A 16742-nucleotide genomic window follows, 5' to 3' on the forward strand; every position below is an offset into this window, starting at 1 on the left:
TCGGCATGGAGGCGAGGGCCGCGATGGATGATGTCGCGGCAACTCCGGACACTGTGGCAGATGACGCCGCACCCCCCGCTCCCGCGATTCGGTTGCGGGGGGCCGCCGCGGTGCTGGGCGGCAAGCGGATTTGGTCGGATGTGTCCTTCGAGGTGGCTCCCGGGCAGTTCGTGGCCGTGCTCGGGCCGAACGGGGCGGGAAAGTCCACCCTGCTCAACGTCATTCTCGGTTTGACACCGACGGTCGCGGGCACCGTCGAGGTCCTCGGTGCCCGCTCGGGGCGGCGCAATGCCCGCATCGGCTACCTGCCGCAGCGCCGCACGTTCGATGCGGACGTGCGTATCCGCGGCATCGACATCGTGCGGCTCGGCCTCGACGGCGCCCGCTGGGGGACGCCGATCCCGTGGCTGTCGCGACTGTTGACACCCGAACGGTTCAGGGCACGTCAACAGCGGCTGCGTGAGGTGATCGAACTCGTCGGCGCGAGCGCGTATGCGCATCGGCCGATCGGGCAGTGCTCCGGGGGTGAGCAGCAGCGACTGTTGATCGCGCAGGCCTTGATTCGGCGTCCGCGCCTGCTGTTGCTCGATGAACCACTCGACAGCCTCGACGTGCCGAGCCAGGCTGGGATCAGTGCCCTGGTCCGCGATATCTGTCGAGCCGAACAGGTTGCGGTCATGATGGTCGCCCACGATGTGAATCCGATCCTGCCCTACCTCGATCGCCTCGTATACGTTGCGCGCGGAACAGCTTTGAGCGGCACTCCCGAGCAGGTGATCACCGGGGAGAAGCTGACCGCTCTGTACGGCATTCCGATCGAGGTGCTGCGTGACAGCACCGGCCGGTTGGTGGTCGTCGGGCAACCCGATGTGCCTGCCGAGCACGGCGTCTCGGATTCGATTGCGAGGCATGGCCTGTGAATCCGGTCGCCACGTGGAATCTGCTGCATGATCTGCGGCAGATGATGGCGTATCCGTTCATGGTCAATGCCCTGCGTGCGGGCACGATCGTCGCGGTGGTGGCCGGGGCGGTGGGTTGGGTGATGGTGTTGCGGCGCGAAAGCTTCGCCGGGCATACCCTGGCTGTGGTCGGCTTCCCGGGCGCCGCGGCCGCCACCTGGCTCGGAGTGTCGGCCGGGTACGGCTATTTCGCCGCCTGCGTCGGTGCCGCGCTGGTGATCGCCGCATTGCCATCGGCGGCTCGGTCCCGCCACAGCGGTGAGCAGCCGGCCATCATCGGCACCGTGCAAGCTTTCGCGCTTGCCACGGGCATGCTGTTCGTGAGCCTCTACAAAGGTTTCCTCTCGGGTTTGACGAACCTGCTGTTCGGCACCATCGCCGGGATCACCGACGACCAGGTCACCTTGTTGCTGCTCGCCGCTGTCCCGTGTCTGCTGTTGCTCCTGTTGCTAGGTAGGCCGCTGCTGTGGGCCTCCGTTGACACGGAAACCGCTGCTGCCCAAGGTGTTCCGGTGCGAATGGTCGGCGCGGCGTTCTTGCTGCTGCTTGGCGTCGCCGCGGCCGGGACCAGCCAGGTCACCGGGAGCCTGCTGGTTTTCGCGTTGCTCGTCGCACCCGCGGCGGCCGCGCACCAGCTCACCAGCCACCCCGGTATCGGGATCGCCGTGTCGATCGCGATCGCGCTCACCGTCACTTGGGTGGGCATGGGTTTCGCGTTCTTCTCCTCGTATCCGATCGGGTTCTGGGTCAGCAGTTTCGCTTTCGGCTGCTACCTGGTTTGCGCCGGCTACCGAGCAGCGGTCGATCGGTGGCGACGGCGACACGCCCGAACATCGCAACCCCAGCCCGAGTACGCAGCGGAAAAGGTCGCCGCATGAACACGCCGGACATCCGCAGCGCGGATCCGCTGACCGGGTTGACGACCATGCTGTCGCACCCCTTCATCACCCATGCGCTCGCCGCCGGGACCGCCGTCGCGATCCTGTGCGGGCTGGTCGGCTACTTCGTTGTCCAGCGCGGCGAGGTCTTCGCCGGTGATGCCCTCGGCCACGTCGCCTACACCGGTGCCATGGCCGCCCTCGCCGCCGGAATCGACCCGCGGATCGGCCTTTTCGCCGCCACTGTGGTCGCGGGACTCGCACTCGGCACGGGTGGTGCCCGCGGCACCGCCGACGATGTCGCGATCGGATCGTTCTTCGCCTGGATGCTGGGACTCGGGGTGCTGTTCCTGACCTACTACACCACCCACCGCAGCGGCGGCAACGGCAACGCGAACGTCAACGTCCTGTTCGGCAGCATCTTCGGGATCAGCGGCACCGCCGCGCTGACGGCGGTCCTCATCGCGGCCGGTGCCGGTGCCGTACTGCTGGCGATATCGCGGCCGCTGTTGTTCGCCACGATCGATCCCGCCGTCGCCCGGGCCACGGGTGTCCCGGTCCGTGTCCTGGGCGCGTTGTTCCTCGCCATCGTCGGTGCCACAGTCGCCGAGGCCACCCAAATCGTCGGCGCGGTAGTCGTTTTGGGCCTGCTCGCCGCCCCTGCTGCTGCCGCAGCGCGACTCACCACGCGACCGTGGCGGGCGTTCTGGTTGTCCGCGGCACTGGCCACCATCGCCGTCTGGGCCGGCATCACCCTGTCCTACGCGATCCCTGCCGCACCGGCCAGCTTCACCATCATGGCCGTCGCCGCGGGCGGCTACCTCGCCGCTGTCCTCCTCAACCGACTACGCCGATACCGAGCCCGCGCCTATGTGGCAACCGGACCGTCCACCAGCTGAGCGCCCGTCGGTGCGCGGCCGCCGCGTGACCGTGCGCCAGCGTGCCGTGCTGGATGTGCTGCGGCGCAGTGACCGCTTCCGCAGCGCCCAGCAGCTCCACGCCGAACTCCGGGGTGACGCGGCCATCGGCATCGGACTGACCAGCGTCTACCGCATTCTGCACCGGCTCACCGACCAGCAACTCGTAGAAACCCAACGCACCGAAGACGGCGAATTCCTCTACCGGGTCCGCGACCGCGCCGGCCACCACCACTACCTGCTGTGCCGCAGCTGCGGCCGTGCGGAGCGATTCACCCTCGACGACGTCGAACACCACACCGATCACATTGCGCGCCAACACCACTACACCGACGTCACCCACCAACTCGACCTCTACGGCACCTGCCCCCAGTGCGGGTCCGGAACGTCGGATTGACGGTGCCAGGCAGTTCCGGACGTTCGTTGAACGCGCGTCACGCAGCACTACAGCAGGCGGTTTCGAGTCCGGGTTCCGCAGTCGATATCAGGCTTTCGTGGCGGGTAGGCGGGCGAGCACGTTAGCGATGGTGAGGTTGATGGTGAAGTCGAATTCGGCTTCGCTGTCGAACCGGGCGAGATAGACGGCCGCTTCGCTGACGGTCGGCAGTCCCGACTGTTCGAGCACAGCGCGGCGACGGGCGATGCCCTCGGCGTCGCTGACGCCGAATGTCGGTCCGGCGTTGACCTCGCGCAAGATGGAGCCGATCAGGGTGGCGACGAAGGTGCGCAGCAGGTGCACGGCCTCCTCCGGAGAGAAATCAGCGGCGCGCAGCACGAACAGCACCGCCTCGACGGGCGCGAGTCCGGCGAACGACGACAACTGCCGGGTCAGGACGAGCGTCGCGGCCTGTGGATATTGGAGTGTGCGGGCGCGAAAGGCGTGTGCGATGGCGCGCAGGTCGTCACCGGTCGCGCCGGTCGGCTCGGGAATATCCATGCCGGCGAGTACGCGCTCGGCAACCACGTCCAGCAGGTGGTCCTTGCCATCGACATGGTTGTAGAGGCTCTTGGCGTCTACCCCCAGTTGCCGAGCCACCGACCGCATCGTGATCGACGCGACCCCGGCGGTGTCGATGACCTCGATGGCGGCGTTGAGGATCGCCTCCCTGGACAGTTGCGTCGCCCCTTTCGGTGGCCGTCCGCGCCGGGCCTGCTGCGCCTGATCGGTCGGACTGCGGCGTTCGGTCGTGCTCACGAAGCCCATGATGCCCCGCCATTGGACAAATCCACAGCGTGGATTAATGTGTCACTCATAAAACCCACGTTGTGGGTAAATTGGATCAGGAGGACCGGAACACCCGATGAGCCAGTTCGACATCCCTGCCCCCGACATCCTGCGCACCAGGCAGAAGCTCGTGCTCGACCACTTCCACGACGAGGTCGTCCAGCAGTGGGACGACGTGCTGTCCACCTTCCCGCACCCACACTACGAACTGATCCCGACGCTCACCGTGCACGACGGCGACGCCGCGGTACGTGGCTACTATCACGATTCGCGGGCGGCATTCCCCGATCAGGACCATGAGATAATCGCGCTGCGCCACAGCGCTGATGCGGTCATCGTCGAATTTTGGCTGATCGGTACCCATAAGGGCCCACTCGGCGGCATACCGCCGACCGGCCAGCGTTTCCGGGTGCGGATGACGGCCTACTTCATCTTCGACGCCGACGAGAACCTGGTCTGCGAGCGCGTCTACTTCGATAGCCTGACCATGCTCCGACAGCTCCTCGGCGGACTCAACCTCAAGAACCCCCGGTCGTGGCCCACCCTTATTCGGGCACTACGCGGCCTGGCCGCACTCTCCAGCGAACCGGACCCGCGCCTGCTCAACACCACCCCACCCGACCTGAACGCCTGACCCACGCCCCGGCCGTCACGGGTCCCAACCTGTTATCACCATCGACCCGGAACTGCTCAAACTCGACAGGCAGTCTGCCAGTGCGCGTACACCACCTCAACTGCGGCACATCGCCCCTGGCATCGTCCTGATCAACCAGCCCGGCCACACCCGCGGCCACGCCGCGATCGCGGTGGACGCCGGCCGACACTGGATACTCCACGCCGGCGACTCGTTCTACCACCACGCCCAAGTCGACGACACCAGTCACGCACCCAGAACGCTCACCGGCATGGAACGCGTCGTCGCCTACGACTGGCGCAAAGTCAAGGCCAATCACCAACGACTACAACAACTTTGGAACCACGCCGAGCCCGACCTGCTCGTGGTCAACGCCCAAAGACGCCGCTACGCATCCCGCAAGGACTTGGCCGCGATCGCTAAGGACTGAAGGTGGCGAGTTCGGCGATGCGGGGATCGTCCGGTTCCCAGGCCGCGGCTTCCAAGGCGCGCTTGTTCAAGGCGACGAACCGGAACGACCGACGGCTCAGCAAACCCCCGTGATGCCCCCACACCGCCATCGCCGCAACACCAACCGCCGAATTGCAACAGCGGCGCACCCAACTCCTTGGAATAAGTGCCTACCGCCAGTCCGGTGCGGGTTCATCATCTACACACCACCGATCACCGAGGCATGCGATCACGCGCGTGATGAGCGCGGTCGGTGCCGCGATGGCGAGCTTCCGACGGCGCCGCTGGCTGCTGACAGGAGGCAGGGACCCCAGCTGGTGGGGAAGCATGGATGGATGTCAGCGGTAATGACATGGGTTCGCTGGGGCGCAACTCTGAATGGATACAGATAGGGCCATCGAAGGAGTGCGACCATGCGAATCAGAAGCTGCACCACACGAGTGTTGGCGGCGGGGACTGCCATGGTAGCTGTCGCCGCCGCACCGACGGCCCTGGCCGATCCCGTTTCGGCTCCGCCAGCAGCGATCGCCACCGCGCCGTCAGCCGTGGCCGGCCATATTGTCCCGGCCGGATACCGCGGCGGCGGCGATCACGGCGGCGATCACGGCGGCAATCACGGCGCCTGGGGTGACGGCCGAGGCGCCGGCCGAGGTGACGGCCGAGGTGGCGGCTGGGGTGGCTGGGGTGGCTGGGGTGACGGCCGGGGTGGCGGCTGGGGTGGCGGCTGGGGTGACGGCCGGGGTGGCGGCTGGGGCTCGGGCGGAAGCCGATAGTCGTCAATAACAGTGCGGGTTCCAGACGCGCGGGCTGGCTGTGCCGGGTGTCCCTCCGGTATGGCCTGAGCGCGTCTCGACCGTGCCGGGTTCTGGGTGTCCAGGGCGCTGGACGGATTGGCGCTCGATCGAAGCAGCTGGGTCATCGCGGGCGGTGAATCCGGTATCGGCCACCGGCCCATGGATCAGCCTCGACGAACAGGGGCGCGATGTCAGCGTGGCCACTATTGAAGCCCGGAAGATATTCCTATGGCTCATCGGCCGACCCTACGCATTTCAGCCGACATCGCGGCGCAGCCAGGTGACTTCGGCGCCGGTTTCGATGCCGCCGCGGTAGCTTTCGAGGTCTTCGTCCCAGGGGGTGCCGAGGGCGCTGTCTATTTCGGTGGCGAGGTCGTAGGAGTATTTGCCTAGCTTTCGGGAAGCTTGGAGGAGGGCGCGCAGGCGCATTTCGCCCAGGGTGACATCGCCGTTGGCGCTGGTGGAACCGTGCCAGAGGCCGAGGGTTGGGACGAAGCTGTAGCGCTCACCGTCGACGCCGTCGCTGGGGTCCTCGGTGACCTCGAAACGCAGCACCGGCCAGAACCGCAAGGCCTGAGCTATCCGGGCGGCGGTGCCGACGGGGCCGATCCAATCACTGGTTGCGCGCAAATGGCCGTCGACGGGCTGCGCGGTCCAGCGCAGTTTGGCGGGTGCGGCCAGGGCCGAGGTAAGTGCCCATTCGATGTGTGGGCACAGCGCGGCAGGCGACGAGTGGATGTAGACCACACCCGCCGTCGTATCCGCGAACTGACTCGATGCGCGCACCACTAACACCTCCAGCTTCGACGAGGGACGTCTTCCCCAACGACCCGTCGAGCTGGCGTTGCCCGAGTGTACTGGAGTGCCCGGAGTTACACGTGTTACTTCGGAAGCATGTTCTATCGTGTTACTTCGGTACCCCATTCCGTGCGAGTGTCGACTCCGCGATCATCGCATCGGAGAAGACCGGCCAAGCCTCCCGCGCCCAGTCGCCGAAATTCTCGTCGGTCAGCGCGATACTCGCCACTCCTAATGTGGGATCGACCCACAGGAATGTGCCGGATTGTCCGAAATGGCCGTAGGTGCCAGGCGAATTCCTCCCGCCGGTCCAGTGCGGCGATTTGCCGTCGCGAATCTCGAAACCGAGCCCCCAGTCGTTCGGACGCTGCGAACCGTAACCAGGCAGCACACCGTTGAGCCCGGGAAATTGGACCGAGGTCGCCTCGGCGTGCGTCTGCGCGGAGATCAACCGAGGATTCAGCAATTCCGCCGCGAAACGCGTCAGATCCGTGGCGGTCGACCGACCAGCGTGCCCGGCAGCCCCAGCCAGTACCGACGCGCTCATCCCTAACGGCTCGAACACCGCGTCGTGCAGGTACTCCGGGAACCCGATCCCGGTCTGCTCGGCGACGAACGCCGCCAGCACCTCGAAGCCCGCGCTGGAGTAGAGCCGGCGGGTGCCGGGGGCGGCCAGCACATCGGTGGTGTCGAAGGCAAGTCCGGAGGTGTGCGCGAGCAGATGTCGCACGGTGGAACCGGGCGGGCCCGCGGGCTGGTCGAGTTCGATCCCGCCCTCCTCCACCGCGACCAGCACGGCGTAGGCGACCAACGGCTTGGTCACCGAGGCGAGCGGAAATACCCTATCGACGTCGCCCGCCGTTTCCGTGACCCCGTCGCGGGCGACGAAACCCGCCGACGCATGCCGAACGGGCCAATCCTTGATCTGCTCGAATGAACGCATCCAGCGAGCGTAGGAGATGGACGTCCTTACCGGAACGTGGGCCGGTGCGTCGCGCCGGAAACGCCCACCGGATGATCGGCGCAGCGCGACCGAGCAATGCCGCTCATGCCTTTTGACGCACCCCGCTCGAAACTCCTTCGCACTGTCCGTGGGCCGCCCCGGCGAAGCGGAACCCGCTCAGCCTTTTCGCGCTCAGCCTTTTCGAAGGAACCCACTCGGGCTTTCGGCGAGCAGGGATGTCAACATCGACGCACCATGAGTGAACGCCCCACAATCCACGGCGAACTCGAGTCCCGGGTTCGGACCCGTCGCCGACGCATTCCGCCGCAACTTCGACCAGCACGACGACATGCGCAGCCGCAACCTGCGCGAGGCACTGCTGCGCTGCAACGCCTGAGGATCGTTTACCAGTCGGCCTCGGTGTACTTGATGATGCCGCGAATGTTCTTGCCGTCCAACATGTCCTGGTAGCCCTGGTTGATCTCTTCCAGCGCGTAGCTGCGGGTCACCATGTCGTCCAGGTTCAGCTGGCCCGCCTTGTACAGCGACAGCAGGCGCGGGGCATCCTGGCGGGCGTTGCCACCGCCGAAGATGCAGCCCTTCACCGTCTTCTGCAGCATGGACAGCAGGAAGCTGTTCATCTTGACGTCGCCGGCGTCCATCCGGCCCATCGACGTGATCACCAGGGTGCCCGCCTTGGCAGTGAGAATCAGGCCCTCTTCGACGTAGTCGCCGTGCATTTCGCCCATGGTGAGGATGACCTTCTCGGCCATCCGCCCCTCGGTGACGTCGATCATCGGCATGATCGCGGCGGCCATGCTCTCGTAGGTGTGGGTGGCGCCGAACTTCTGCGCCTGCTCCCGCTTCCACGGATTCGGATCGATCGCAATGACTTTGGACGCACCCGACAGCACCGCGCCCTGCAGCGCGCTCATGCCGACGCCGCCGATACCCGCGATCACCACGGTATCGCCCGGCTTGACCTGGGCGACGTGGGTGGAGGAGCCGAAACCGGTAGGCACGCCGCAGCCGACCAGGCAGGCCACCTCGAACGGGATGCTCGGGTCGATCTTCACGACCGAGGTGTGGTGCACCGTCATGTACGGCGCGAAGGTGCCGAGCAGGCACATCGGAATGACGTTCTCGCCGCGCGCCTGGATCCGGTAGGTGCCGTCGCTGATCGCCTGACCCATCAGCAGTCCCATGCCCAGGTCGCACAGTGCCATGTTGCCGCTCACGCAGGCCGGACAGCGACCACACGCGGGGATGAACGACAGGATCACATGGTCGCCGACCTGTAGGTCGGCGGGCGTGTTCGGGCCGAGCTTGGTGATCACGCCCGCACCCTCGTGGCCACCCATCACCGGATAGCCGGGCATCGGAGTCGCACCGGTCACGACGTGATGGTCCGAGTGGCACATTCCGGCGGTTTCCATCCGAATCTGCACCTCGCCGGCGACCGGATCGCCGACCTCGATCTCCTCCACCGACCACGGCTGGTCGATCCCCCAGAGGATCGCGCCTTTCGTCTTCATTCCTGTCGACCTCTCGCATGCACGGGCTTCTATGTGACTGCACCCACAGTACGAGAAAACTGGAACGCGTTCTAGTGCCGGGTCGAAAATTCGTCGGTAAGGATTGCTCGTGCGACTGAACCGGTTCCAATTCAACCGGCCGCCCCCGGCCCGGCTCTGATCTTGCCCGAGGTCAGCCGCGCACGTCGTGGATATGGTGCACAAGGTCGTGCACGAAGTAGCGCGACAGCGAGTCGACGGTGAAGACGGCGCCGTCGCTGCGCTCGCCCCGGAGCCCGCGCTGCGATTTCGGAACCGACTCGAAGGCACGCGCAATGGTTTCCGCGGCCTCGGCGAGTTCGGTGGCGACCACCGCCGGATCCTGCTCGCCGTAGCGGTCGGCCTCGGCGGTCGCGTCCTGATCCCAGTTCGCGAAGCGCGGGATGCCGTCACCCGCACCCGCGAGAGTCAGGCCGAGCCGGGTATCGAAGATGCGGCACACATCGCGGACGTGCGCGCCGTACTCCAGCACCGACCAGGTCGAATCATCGGGGCGTACCCGGGCGTCGGCACGCGCGAGCGTCACCGCGAAACGGGATGCACTGTCGCGCACCAGCGTTGGCACGGCGGCGTAGTCGGTCGCGGTAGCGTCGAAACCGCAATCCGGACACTGACGCCCGAGCACCCAGGTCCAGTTCTTCACATCGGGAACGATAGGCATGGGCCCACCATAGATTGGCTGAATCTTCTCAGCCACATATATCCAGTCATCGACCGGCAAGATTCCGACAACCGCGCCACACCATGCCCCGACGAACGCCGAAACCAACACGGCAGCAAAGATTCTCCGGCTACGACGGCGAAGATCACTCCATCAGACGGTGCGCCTTCTCGAAGAGCTCCAGGGTGATCGCGTGCAGGAAGTCGCCGACCTGCTTGGGTGCCTTGCCCGCGAAAGCGCGGGCGTGCGTGCCTTCGAGCACGATGCCGAGTTTGAAGCAGGCCAGCACGGTGTACCAGGGGACCATGCTGAGATCGCGGTCGGAGAACTGGCCGTAGTGCACAACCATCTCCTCCGGTGTCGGCAGACCGCCGACCGCGCCGAGCTTGCCGACCAGCGCCACGCCGGTGGTGCCAGGCTCTGGACGGGTCGCGATCTGCCAGCCGAGGTCGAGCAGCGGGTCGCCGATGGTGGACATCTCCCAGTCCACCATTGCCGCGACCTCCGGGCCGTCGTAGGAGAACATCATGTTCGCCAGGTGACAGTCGCCGTGCAGGATGCCGGGGGTCCACTGCGCTGGACGGTTGCGGTCGAGCCACTCGCCGACCTGCTGGACGCCCGGAATCTGCGGACCCGGGTAGCCCTCGTTGGCCGAGTAGGACTCGAGTTCACCGAGCCATCGCGGCACCTGACGTTCTAGGAAGCCCGCGGGCTTGCCGTAGTCCGCGAGCCCGAGCGCCCGGTAGTCGAGCGCGCCGAGCCGCGCGATGGCTTCCACCGCGGACAGGCCCATCTGCCGCCGGATCTCCGGGTCGCCCGCATGCAGTTCGGGCAGCTCGTTTTGCGGGTTGAAGCCGACGATCGGCTCCATCAGATAGAAGACGGCGCCGAGGACCGTTTCGTCCGGACAGGCAGCGATCACCCGCGGGGCCCGCACCCCGGCGCCATCGAGCGCGCCGAGCAGCCGCGCCTCGCGGCGGATGACCTCATTACTCTTGGCCCGCAGGTGCTTCGGTCCACGCCGCAGCACGTAATCGCGACCACCCCTGGCGAAACACAGCATGATGTTCTGCGTGCCGCCACCGAGGGGGGTCACCCTCTCGAATTCACCGACAGGCAGGCCCTGCTCATCCATCCACTTCCCGACCAAGGTGAAGTCGACAACGTCACGATCCACGTCAACCGGTTGCGCAACAGACATGCCCGACATTGTGCCTCATCGATTCCCACCAACTGAAGGCAGTTGACAACAGTTTGGCCATTTCGGGCTGGGCGTAGGGTTCCAGATACCATGTACACGTTGTTGATCGACAATTACGACTCGTTCACCTACAACCTGTATCAGCTGATCAGCGAGGTGAACGGCGTCGAGCCGACGGTGGTGCGCAACGACGAGGTGGACGATCTTGCGCAGCTGGATCTCGGCCACTTCGACAACGTCGTCATCTCCCCTGGACCGGGCCGACCGGACGTCGCCCGCGATGTCGGCATATCGGCCGCGGTGATCGGCGCGACCGACCTACCGTTGCTCGGGGTATGTCTGGGACATCAGGGGATCGTCGTCGCGGCGGGTGGCATCGTCACCCTCGCGCCCGCCGCCCGGCACGGATACCTCGACCACATCGAGCACGACGGCAGCGACCTGTTCGCCGGACTCCCCCAGGGCTTCACCGCCGTGCGCTACCACTCGCTGTGCGCACAGCGCCCGCTGCCCGACAGCCTGGAGATCACGGCGGTCGCCGCCGACGGGGTGATCATGGGCGTGCGCCATCGCGACAGACCGCAGTGGGGCGTGCAGTTCCATCCCGAATCGATCGCCAGCGAGTATGGCGCGGCGATGCTGCGAAACTTCGCGAAACTTACTGCGACCCAGTCGGTTCGACCGCACGTTCACCGGTTCGCGATGAGTAGATCGGCGGCGAGTCGTCCCTCGACTGTCGGGGGGCAGTCCGGATCCGGATCCATCACCCGGACCCGCGAGCAAATGGCTTCCGGCGCCGAGGGATTCGTCCGGGCGACCGAGCGGTTCGCGCCAGCACCCAACGACCGGGCCGTTGGACACCGGTACAGCGAAACCCCGTGCACGTGGCAGCTCCAGCACAGCGTGATCGAGCGCGCCATCGATACCGAGGCCGCCTTCGTTCGACTGTATGCCAACTCCCGCACCGCGTTCTGGCTCGACAGTGAGCACGTCGAACCCGGTCTCGACCGGTTCTCCTTCCTCGGCGACGCGAGCGGGCCGCTAGCCGAGGTGGTTCGCTACCGGGTCGGCGCGGGTTCGGTCACCGTCGAATCCTCCGATGGCAATCGGCACACCGTTCCCTGCACCATCCTCGACTACCTGGCCGTCGAATTGCGGCGGCGCAAAGTCGAACTTCCTGATCTACCTTTCGATTTCGCGTGCGGATACGTTGGATATCTCGGCTACGAGGTGAAGGCCGACTGCGGCGCCGAAGCCGTCCATCGCGCGCCCACGCCCGACGCGCAGTGGATCTTCGCCGACCGGATCGTCGTGGTCGATCACGCGGGCGGACTGACCCATCTGCTCGCGCTCACCAACCCCGCGCCGGATGCCCTGCGGGCCGCCGACGACTGGTTGCGCGACACCCGCGAAATCCTGGAATCCCTGCCGACGTGGGCGAATCCGCCGACACTCGAAGCCTTTTCCGATGCCGACGCCGTCGCGCCACTGTTCACCCGGGGCCGGGAGCGCTACCTCGCCGACATCGCCGTATGCCAAGAGCGGCTGCACGCGGGTGAGTCCTACGAAATCTGCATCACCGACAATGCGACCTTTCCCGCCGCCGAGTCCGACGGTCTGGACTTCTACCGCCGCCTGCGCCGCTGCAACCCCGCCCCCTATGCGGCGTACCTGCGCTTCGACGACCTCGAAATCGCTTGCTCCTCACCGGAACGCTTCCTCAAGGTCGATCGGGCCCGCACCGTGGAGAGCAAGCCGATCAAAGGCACCGCGCCGCGCGGGACCGCCCCTGACGAGGACGAGCGGCTGCGCCGCGAACTGGCCGACAGCCCGAAGACGCGGGCCGAGAACCTGATGATCGTCGACCTGTTACGCAACGACCTCGGCCGGGTGTGCCAGATCGGCAGCGTGCACGTCCCGAAACTGATGGCGACCGAAGCGTATTCGACCATGCACCAACTGGTCTCGACCGTCCGCGGCACCTTGCGCCCGAACGTCGACGCCATCGACTGCCTACGCGCCTGCTTCCCCGGCGGGTCGATGACGGGCGCACCGAAACTGCGCACCCTCGAAATCATCGACGAACTGGAAACCGAAGCGCGCGGCATCTATTCGGGCACCATCGGCTTCCTCGGCCTGGCCGGCACCGCCGACCTCAACATCGTCATCCGCACCGCCGTCTGCCACAACGGCCACTGGCGCATCGGCGCAGGCGGCGCCATAGTCCTGGACTCAGACCCCGAAGACGAGTACCACGAAACCCTCCTCAAAGCCGCCGCCACTTACCGCGCCCGCTGACCGGGCTCACTTCGGCACCAATCGGCGGACCGTCGGTCTGCGCTCCATCAATACCGACGCCGTCGGCGCATGAGCGTGTCGTGCCAGAGGCTACGTCCACCCAACGCATGACCGCCGAGACGGCGTGGCCTCGGCGAGTTCCCCGCGACGAGTGCGGATCCCCAGAGAGAGTTCGACTGATTACTTGCGCTTGCCGCGGGAGCGCGGGGGTGGCTCGGCCTCGGTCGCGGCGTCAGCAGTTCGGCCTGTCAATCGGCCGAGGATGGAGACGCCGGGCAGGCGGGACGCGGCGCCGAAGAGGTCTTCGCCCAGTCCGATCATCGCCTCCAGTCGGGGCAGCATGCGGTCGTAGGCGGCGAAGGCGGGATCTGCGAGGGCGAGGGTGCGGTCGAGGCGGTCGATGGTGGAGTTGAGGTGGTCGATCGCGATCGTAAGGTTCTCGATGAGGTCGGGGAGTTGCGCGGCCAGTTGCGCCGAGGCCGGTGGCAGCCGGATGGCCGCGTCGAAGGCATGGCCTGCCGTCAACTGCGCGGCATCGAAGGCTTGGCCCGCCGCCGATTGCGCCGCCGCGGCCGCGGCCTGAGCGGCCGACAGAATGTCGCCGGGACTGGGCACGCGCGATCCGGGCACCTTCGGAGGCGTCACCTTGCCGCCTGGACCCTTCGGGGTGGTCATGACACCACTGTGCCGTACCAGACGGTCGAACGAAAGGAATTCGTACCGGTCAGTCTGTGTCGGTATCGGGGCGGCCGCCCCGCGACTGGCACTGTCATTCCGAGCCCACCCGCACTTCCGCAATCAACCAACGCATCAAACGAACCCGATCCCGACCACCGCGACAACAGTCGTCGCCCACAGCGTGACGCATCGTCCATCGTCAGCCCACAACACCGCACCCGGTGATGGTCACCCCGCAGCACAGCACCTGGCGATGGTCACCCCACAGCGCAGCGCCCGTCGATCGCCCCCTCGGGCATCGCACCCGGCGATCGTCAGCCGCAACGCGCAGCACCGCCTCACGATCTCCGCTCATGCGACCACATGCGTCGGCGGCCTTGCCTGCTCGTTGGCGTCGTTTCGATGTGCGCTCGACCGCGCAGCACCGAGTAATGAGCTCGGGGAATTCGGCGTGTCGGACCCGCGTGGCATAGTTCGAGCACGATGAAGCTCAGCAAAGGCGCCAACGCTCCGGTACCGACATCCCTTCTTGCCGTGGTTGTTTCATGGCGGTCGGACCATGTGGTGGATGCGCATGCGCTGTTGCTGAGCGAGTCGGGCGTGGTACGGACCGATCGCGATCTCGTGTTCTACAACGCGCCCCGGCATGTGTCGCAGGCGGTGACCCTCGATCAGGAACCCGCGCCGGGGACTGCGCGGCTGAGCGTTTCGCTGCCGCGCACGGAGGCGGACGTGCAGCGGATTGTCGTCGCGGGCTCGATCGACGGTGGAACGTTCGGCGACATCACCGATTTGACGCTCACCATCCATGCCGCCGATGGCCCGGTGACGCAGTTCGATATCACCGATACCGACTCGGTGGCGGCGATGATGTTCGGCGAGTTCTACCGCAGGGACGGCCAGTGGCGGTTCCGCGCCATCGGCCAGGGGTGGTCGAGCGGGCTGGCCGGGCTCGTCACCGAGTTCGGCGTCAGCGTCGACGATCCGGCCGAGCGGATGCGTGCGCAGGCGTCCGGCTCACGATCCGCCAACCCACACGACGAACCCCAACCATCCGCCAACACTGCGCGACCCGCCGACCCATTCGGCGAACCCCAGCCTCCCGCAAGCGCATCCCGGTCCGCCGACCCCTTCAACGGACGCCGATCACCGGCGGCGACCTCCTCTCGATCCACCGACCCGTCCGATCGCCGCCCATCACCTATGGCGACCGACTCCGAGTCGACCGATCCATCCGCCCGATACCAGGCCCCGAATATGCCCCCAGCTCCGGAGCGCTCCCCGATGCGATCGGCAGCAAGGCCGGTCGACCTCGCGCGCGCCCACCACACGGTCGAGCAGGCGCCGCCCTCGCCACCGAATCCCGAACGCGCCGACTGGCATTCGGACCCCGAGAACCCGGCGCGGATGCGTTGGTGGGATGGGAACGAATGGACCGGCTCGACGTACCTGCGGCAGCAGCCGGGTCCCCGGGACTGCGCCCGGTGCGCAAATCCGCGGCGGCGCAAGATGTTCGGTGGTCTCGCGCCGTGTCAGGTGTGCGAGATCGAGATCGAGGAGTTCCTCACCCACTGGCATACCCAGGCATGGCGGGTGCTCACCGCGTCAGGGCCGCGCGGCGACGACTGGGCCGCGTTGTGGGCGTCGTTGCGGTACCAGCGAATCGAGGAGAGTGCGGGCCGGGTCGCGCTGCATGGTGCCGCGCTCAGTTATGTTGAGCGGCTGGTCACCTTCGCCTTCGCCGACGGTGAAGTGGAGCTCGCCGAGTTCGAGGCGTTCGAGTACGCCATCACCGAACTGGCGCTGAGCGGCCCACTGATCGAGGACCTGCGTCGGCGAATGCATCGCGGCCGCACCCTGTCTCGGCTGCGTGCGGGCGATCTGCCGATGATTCGGACTCCTGGTCTGCACCTGGATCCTGAGGAGAAGGTGCACCTCGATCTGCCCGCGGTCCACGTCCGGCGGTTGGCCAGGGGCCCGAAGCTCACCGAGGGCAGGCTGATCGCCAGCAACAAGAAGCTCCGCTTCGTCGGCCCCGACACCGGCATCGAACTGCCGTGGTCCCGAGTCGTTTCCGTGCATCGCGAGCAGTACACGGTGGTCATCGCCGCCACCTCCGCCCGCGGCGGCGCCACCTTCGAGGTCACCGACCCCGACTACGTCACCGCGGCCCTCGAGGGCGCCCTGCGCGTGGCCAAACGCCTGATCCTCACCCCCGGCCAGCGCGACACCCGCAGCATCCCGCAGGAGATCAAAGCCGAAGTGTGGCAACGTGATGGTGGCAAATGCATCGAATGCGGCGACGGCCACTACCTCGAGTTCGACCACATTATCCCGCTCAGCCGGGGTGGTGCGACCAGCGCGACGAACCTTCAAATCCTTTGCCGTGCTTGTAATCGCGCCAAGGGTGCCCGGATCTGATAGCGCCGCGCGGACGAGGCCGACGCCTGCCCCTCCATCTCGCGCAGGCCCACCCAGCCTGCCCGGTCCCGAAAGCGGCACCGAACCCACCTACTCACTCACTGATCAACCCCGCCGTCCGCCCCAACTCCACCAGCATCGTGTCGAACAGGATCTCCGGATTGGACAGCTGGATCAGGTAGTTCATAGTTCGGACACAGGTGCACGATGCCACGGGATCCGGTGTCGCCCTGCTTCACTTATCGCGAAACGGTGGACGGCGCCCGCGGGCCCGGCCTGTAATAGGAGCGACAGGTTCGCTCGACTCTCCC

18 protein-coding genes are annotated in these 16742 nt (G+C 66.6%); 10 read left to right on the plus strand and 8 right to left on the minus strand.

What is annotated here, in order from left to right:
* Positions 1-5 precede the first annotated feature (5 nt).
* Genes ACV7NQ_RS06420 through ACV7NQ_RS06435 form a run of 4 tightly spaced genes read left to right on the plus strand, consistent with a single transcriptional unit; the run spans position 6 to position 3151 of the window.
* The gene (locus ACV7NQ_RS06420; protein ID WP_463358774.1) at positions 6-920 is read left to right on the plus strand and encodes a metal ABC transporter ATP-binding protein; all 915 of its coding nucleotides are present in this window, start codon (positions 6-8) and stop codon (positions 918-920) included.
* A complete protein-coding gene (locus tag ACV7NQ_RS06425) occupies positions 917-1837 on the plus strand; it encodes a metal ABC transporter permease (protein ID WP_463358775.1) in 921 nt (306 codons plus the stop codon). Before ACV7NQ_RS06420 ends, ACV7NQ_RS06425 begins: the two co-directional genes overlap by 4 nt.
* Positions 1834-2736, plus strand: coding sequence for a metal ABC transporter permease (locus ACV7NQ_RS06430; RefSeq protein WP_463358776.1), 903 nt, complete (start codon positions 1834-1836; stop codon positions 2734-2736). Before ACV7NQ_RS06425 ends, ACV7NQ_RS06430 begins: the two co-directional genes overlap by 4 nt.
* 25 nt (positions 2737-2761) lie before the next feature.
* Positions 2762-3151: a Fur family transcriptional regulator gene (locus ACV7NQ_RS06435; protein WP_463358777.1), complete on the plus strand. Its 390-nt coding sequence runs from the start codon at positions 2762-2764 to the stop codon at positions 3149-3151.
* A gap of 87 nt (positions 3152-3238) precedes the next feature.
* On the opposite strand, the gene ACV7NQ_RS06440 is transcribed toward ACV7NQ_RS06435, so the two are convergent.
* Positions 3239-3958, minus strand: coding sequence for a TetR/AcrR family transcriptional regulator C-terminal domain-containing protein (locus tag ACV7NQ_RS06440; RefSeq protein ID WP_463358778.1), 720 nt, complete (start codon positions 3956-3958; stop codon positions 3239-3241).
* A 97-nt stretch (positions 3959-4055) separates the two neighbouring features.
* Between ACV7NQ_RS06440 and ACV7NQ_RS06445 the strand changes: the two genes are divergently transcribed.
* Positions 4056-4613 (plus strand): ester cyclase, encoded by a 558-nt coding sequence (locus ACV7NQ_RS06445; RefSeq protein ID WP_463358779.1) that lies wholly within the window; start codon positions 4056-4058, stop codon positions 4611-4613.
* Positions 4614-4785: 172 nt separating this feature from the next.
* Positions 4786-5043 carry a hypothetical protein gene (locus tag ACV7NQ_RS06450; RefSeq protein ID WP_463358780.1) on the plus strand — a complete coding sequence of 86 codons (258 nt, stop codon included), beginning with the start codon at positions 4786-4788 and terminating at the stop codon, positions 5041-5043.
* Here the strand turns inward: ACV7NQ_RS06450 and ACV7NQ_RS06455 are convergent.
* Entirely contained in the window at positions 5033-5173 is a 141-nt protein-coding gene (locus ACV7NQ_RS06455) for a hypothetical protein (protein WP_463358781.1), read from the minus strand. The two genes, ACV7NQ_RS06450 and ACV7NQ_RS06455, sit on opposite strands and share 11 nt — an antisense overlap.
* Before the next feature lie 303 nt (positions 5174-5476).
* On the opposite strand from ACV7NQ_RS06455, the gene ACV7NQ_RS06460 reads away from it, so the two are divergent.
* Complete coding sequence (locus ACV7NQ_RS06460; protein WP_463358782.1) at positions 5477-5836, plus strand: hypothetical protein; 360 nt, start codon at positions 5477-5479, stop codon at positions 5834-5836.
* A gap of 276 nt (positions 5837-6112) precedes the next feature.
* Here ACV7NQ_RS06460 and ACV7NQ_RS06465 read toward each other — a convergent pair whose 3' ends face one another.
* A complete protein-coding gene (locus tag ACV7NQ_RS06465) occupies positions 6113-6643 on the minus strand; it encodes a DUF3145 domain-containing protein (protein ID WP_463358783.1) in 531 nt (176 codons plus the stop codon).
* Between the two features lie 121 nt (positions 6644-6764).
* A complete protein-coding gene (locus tag ACV7NQ_RS06470) occupies positions 6765-7598 on the minus strand; it encodes a serine hydrolase domain-containing protein (RefSeq protein ID WP_463358784.1) in 834 nt (277 codons plus the stop codon).
* A 259-nt stretch (positions 7599-7857) separates the two neighbouring features.
* Between ACV7NQ_RS06470 and ACV7NQ_RS06475 the strand changes: the two genes are divergently transcribed.
* Entirely contained in the window at positions 7858-7995 is a 138-nt protein-coding gene (locus ACV7NQ_RS06475; protein WP_463358785.1) for a hypothetical protein, read from the plus strand.
* A 7-nt stretch (positions 7996-8002) separates the two neighbouring features.
* Here ACV7NQ_RS06475 and ACV7NQ_RS06480 read toward each other — a convergent pair whose 3' ends face one another.
* The 3 genes from ACV7NQ_RS06480 to ACV7NQ_RS06490 form a co-directional block, all read right to left on the minus strand.
* On the minus strand, positions 8003-9133 hold the full coding sequence (locus ACV7NQ_RS06480; protein WP_463358786.1) for an NDMA-dependent alcohol dehydrogenase: 1131 nt from the start codon (positions 9131-9133) through the stop codon (positions 8003-8005).
* Between the two features lie 172 nt (positions 9134-9305).
* A complete protein-coding gene (locus ACV7NQ_RS06485) occupies positions 9306-9833 on the minus strand; it encodes a DinB family protein (RefSeq protein ID WP_463358787.1) in 528 nt (175 codons plus the stop codon).
* Positions 9834-9978: 145 nt separating this feature from the next.
* Positions 9979-11043, minus strand: a complete 1065-nt coding sequence (locus tag ACV7NQ_RS06490) for a phosphotransferase family protein (RefSeq protein ID WP_463358788.1) — start codon at positions 11041-11043, stop codon at positions 9979-9981.
* Between the two features lie 81 nt (positions 11044-11124).
* Between ACV7NQ_RS06490 and pabB the strand changes: the two genes are divergently transcribed.
* Positions 11125-13332 (plus strand): aminodeoxychorismate synthase component I, encoded by a 2208-nt coding sequence (pabB, locus tag ACV7NQ_RS06495; RefSeq protein WP_463358789.1) that lies wholly within the window; start codon positions 11125-11127, stop codon positions 13330-13332.
* 180 nt (positions 13333-13512) lie between these two features.
* Here pabB and ACV7NQ_RS06500 read toward each other — a convergent pair whose 3' ends face one another.
* Positions 13513-14007: a hypothetical protein gene (locus ACV7NQ_RS06500; protein WP_463358790.1), complete on the minus strand. Its 495-nt coding sequence runs from the start codon at positions 14005-14007 to the stop codon at positions 13513-13515.
* A 486-nt stretch (positions 14008-14493) separates the two neighbouring features.
* On the opposite strand from ACV7NQ_RS06500, the gene ACV7NQ_RS06505 reads away from it, so the two are divergent.
* Positions 14494-16431, plus strand: coding sequence for a TerD family protein (locus tag ACV7NQ_RS06505; RefSeq protein WP_463358791.1), 1938 nt, complete (start codon positions 14494-14496; stop codon positions 16429-16431).
* The last annotated feature ends 311 nt before the right edge of the window (positions 16432-16742 follow it).

The sequence above is a fragment of the Nocardia sp. Tas62D01 genome (genome assembly GCF_055232035.1).

What these genes read in the sequence shown, in the direction of transcription:
- ACV7NQ_RS06455 (WP_463358781.1), bottom strand. Translation starts at nt 5,173, where the DNA reads ATGGCGGTGTGGGGGCATCACGGGGGTTTGCTGAGCCGTCGGTCGTTC.
- ACV7NQ_RS06490 (WP_463358788.1), bottom strand. Translation starts at nt 11,043, where the DNA reads ATGTCGGGCATGTCTGTTGCGCAACCGGTTGACGTGGATCGTGACGTT.
- ACV7NQ_RS06460 (WP_463358782.1), top strand. Translation starts at nt 5,477, where the DNA reads ATGCGAATCAGAAGCTGCACCACACGAGTGTTGGCGGCGGGGACTGCC.
- ACV7NQ_RS06485 (WP_463358787.1), bottom strand. Translation starts at nt 9,833, where the DNA reads ATGCCTATCGTTCCCGATGTGAAGAACTGGACCTGGGTGCTCGGGCGT.
- ACV7NQ_RS06420 (WP_463358774.1), top strand. Translation starts at nt 6, where the DNA reads ATGGAGGCGAGGGCCGCGATGGATGATGTCGCGGCAACTCCGGACACT.
- ACV7NQ_RS06480 (WP_463358786.1), bottom strand. Translation starts at nt 9,133, where the DNA reads ATGAAGACGAAAGGCGCGATCCTCTGGGGGATCGACCAGCCGTGGTCG.
- ACV7NQ_RS06470 (WP_463358784.1), bottom strand. Translation starts at nt 7,598, where the DNA reads ATGCGTTCATTCGAGCAGATCAAGGATTGGCCCGTTCGGCATGCGTCG.
- ACV7NQ_RS06505 (WP_463358791.1), top strand. Translation starts at nt 14,494, where the DNA reads ATGAAGCTCAGCAAAGGCGCCAACGCTCCGGTACCGACATCCCTTCTT.
- ACV7NQ_RS06445 (WP_463358779.1), top strand. Translation starts at nt 4,056, where the DNA reads ATGAGCCAGTTCGACATCCCTGCCCCCGACATCCTGCGCACCAGGCAG.
- ACV7NQ_RS06500 (WP_463358790.1), bottom strand. Translation starts at nt 14,007, where the DNA reads ATGACCACCCCGAAGGGTCCAGGCGGCAAGGTGACGCCTCCGAAGGTG.
- ACV7NQ_RS06440 (WP_463358778.1), bottom strand. Translation starts at nt 3,958, where the DNA reads ATGGGCTTCGTGAGCACGACCGAACGCCGCAGTCCGACCGATCAGGCG.
- ACV7NQ_RS06430 (WP_463358776.1), top strand. Translation starts at nt 1,834, where the DNA reads ATGAACACGCCGGACATCCGCAGCGCGGATCCGCTGACCGGGTTGACG.
- pabB (WP_463358789.1), top strand. Translation starts at nt 11,125, where the DNA reads ATGTACACGTTGTTGATCGACAATTACGACTCGTTCACCTACAACCTG.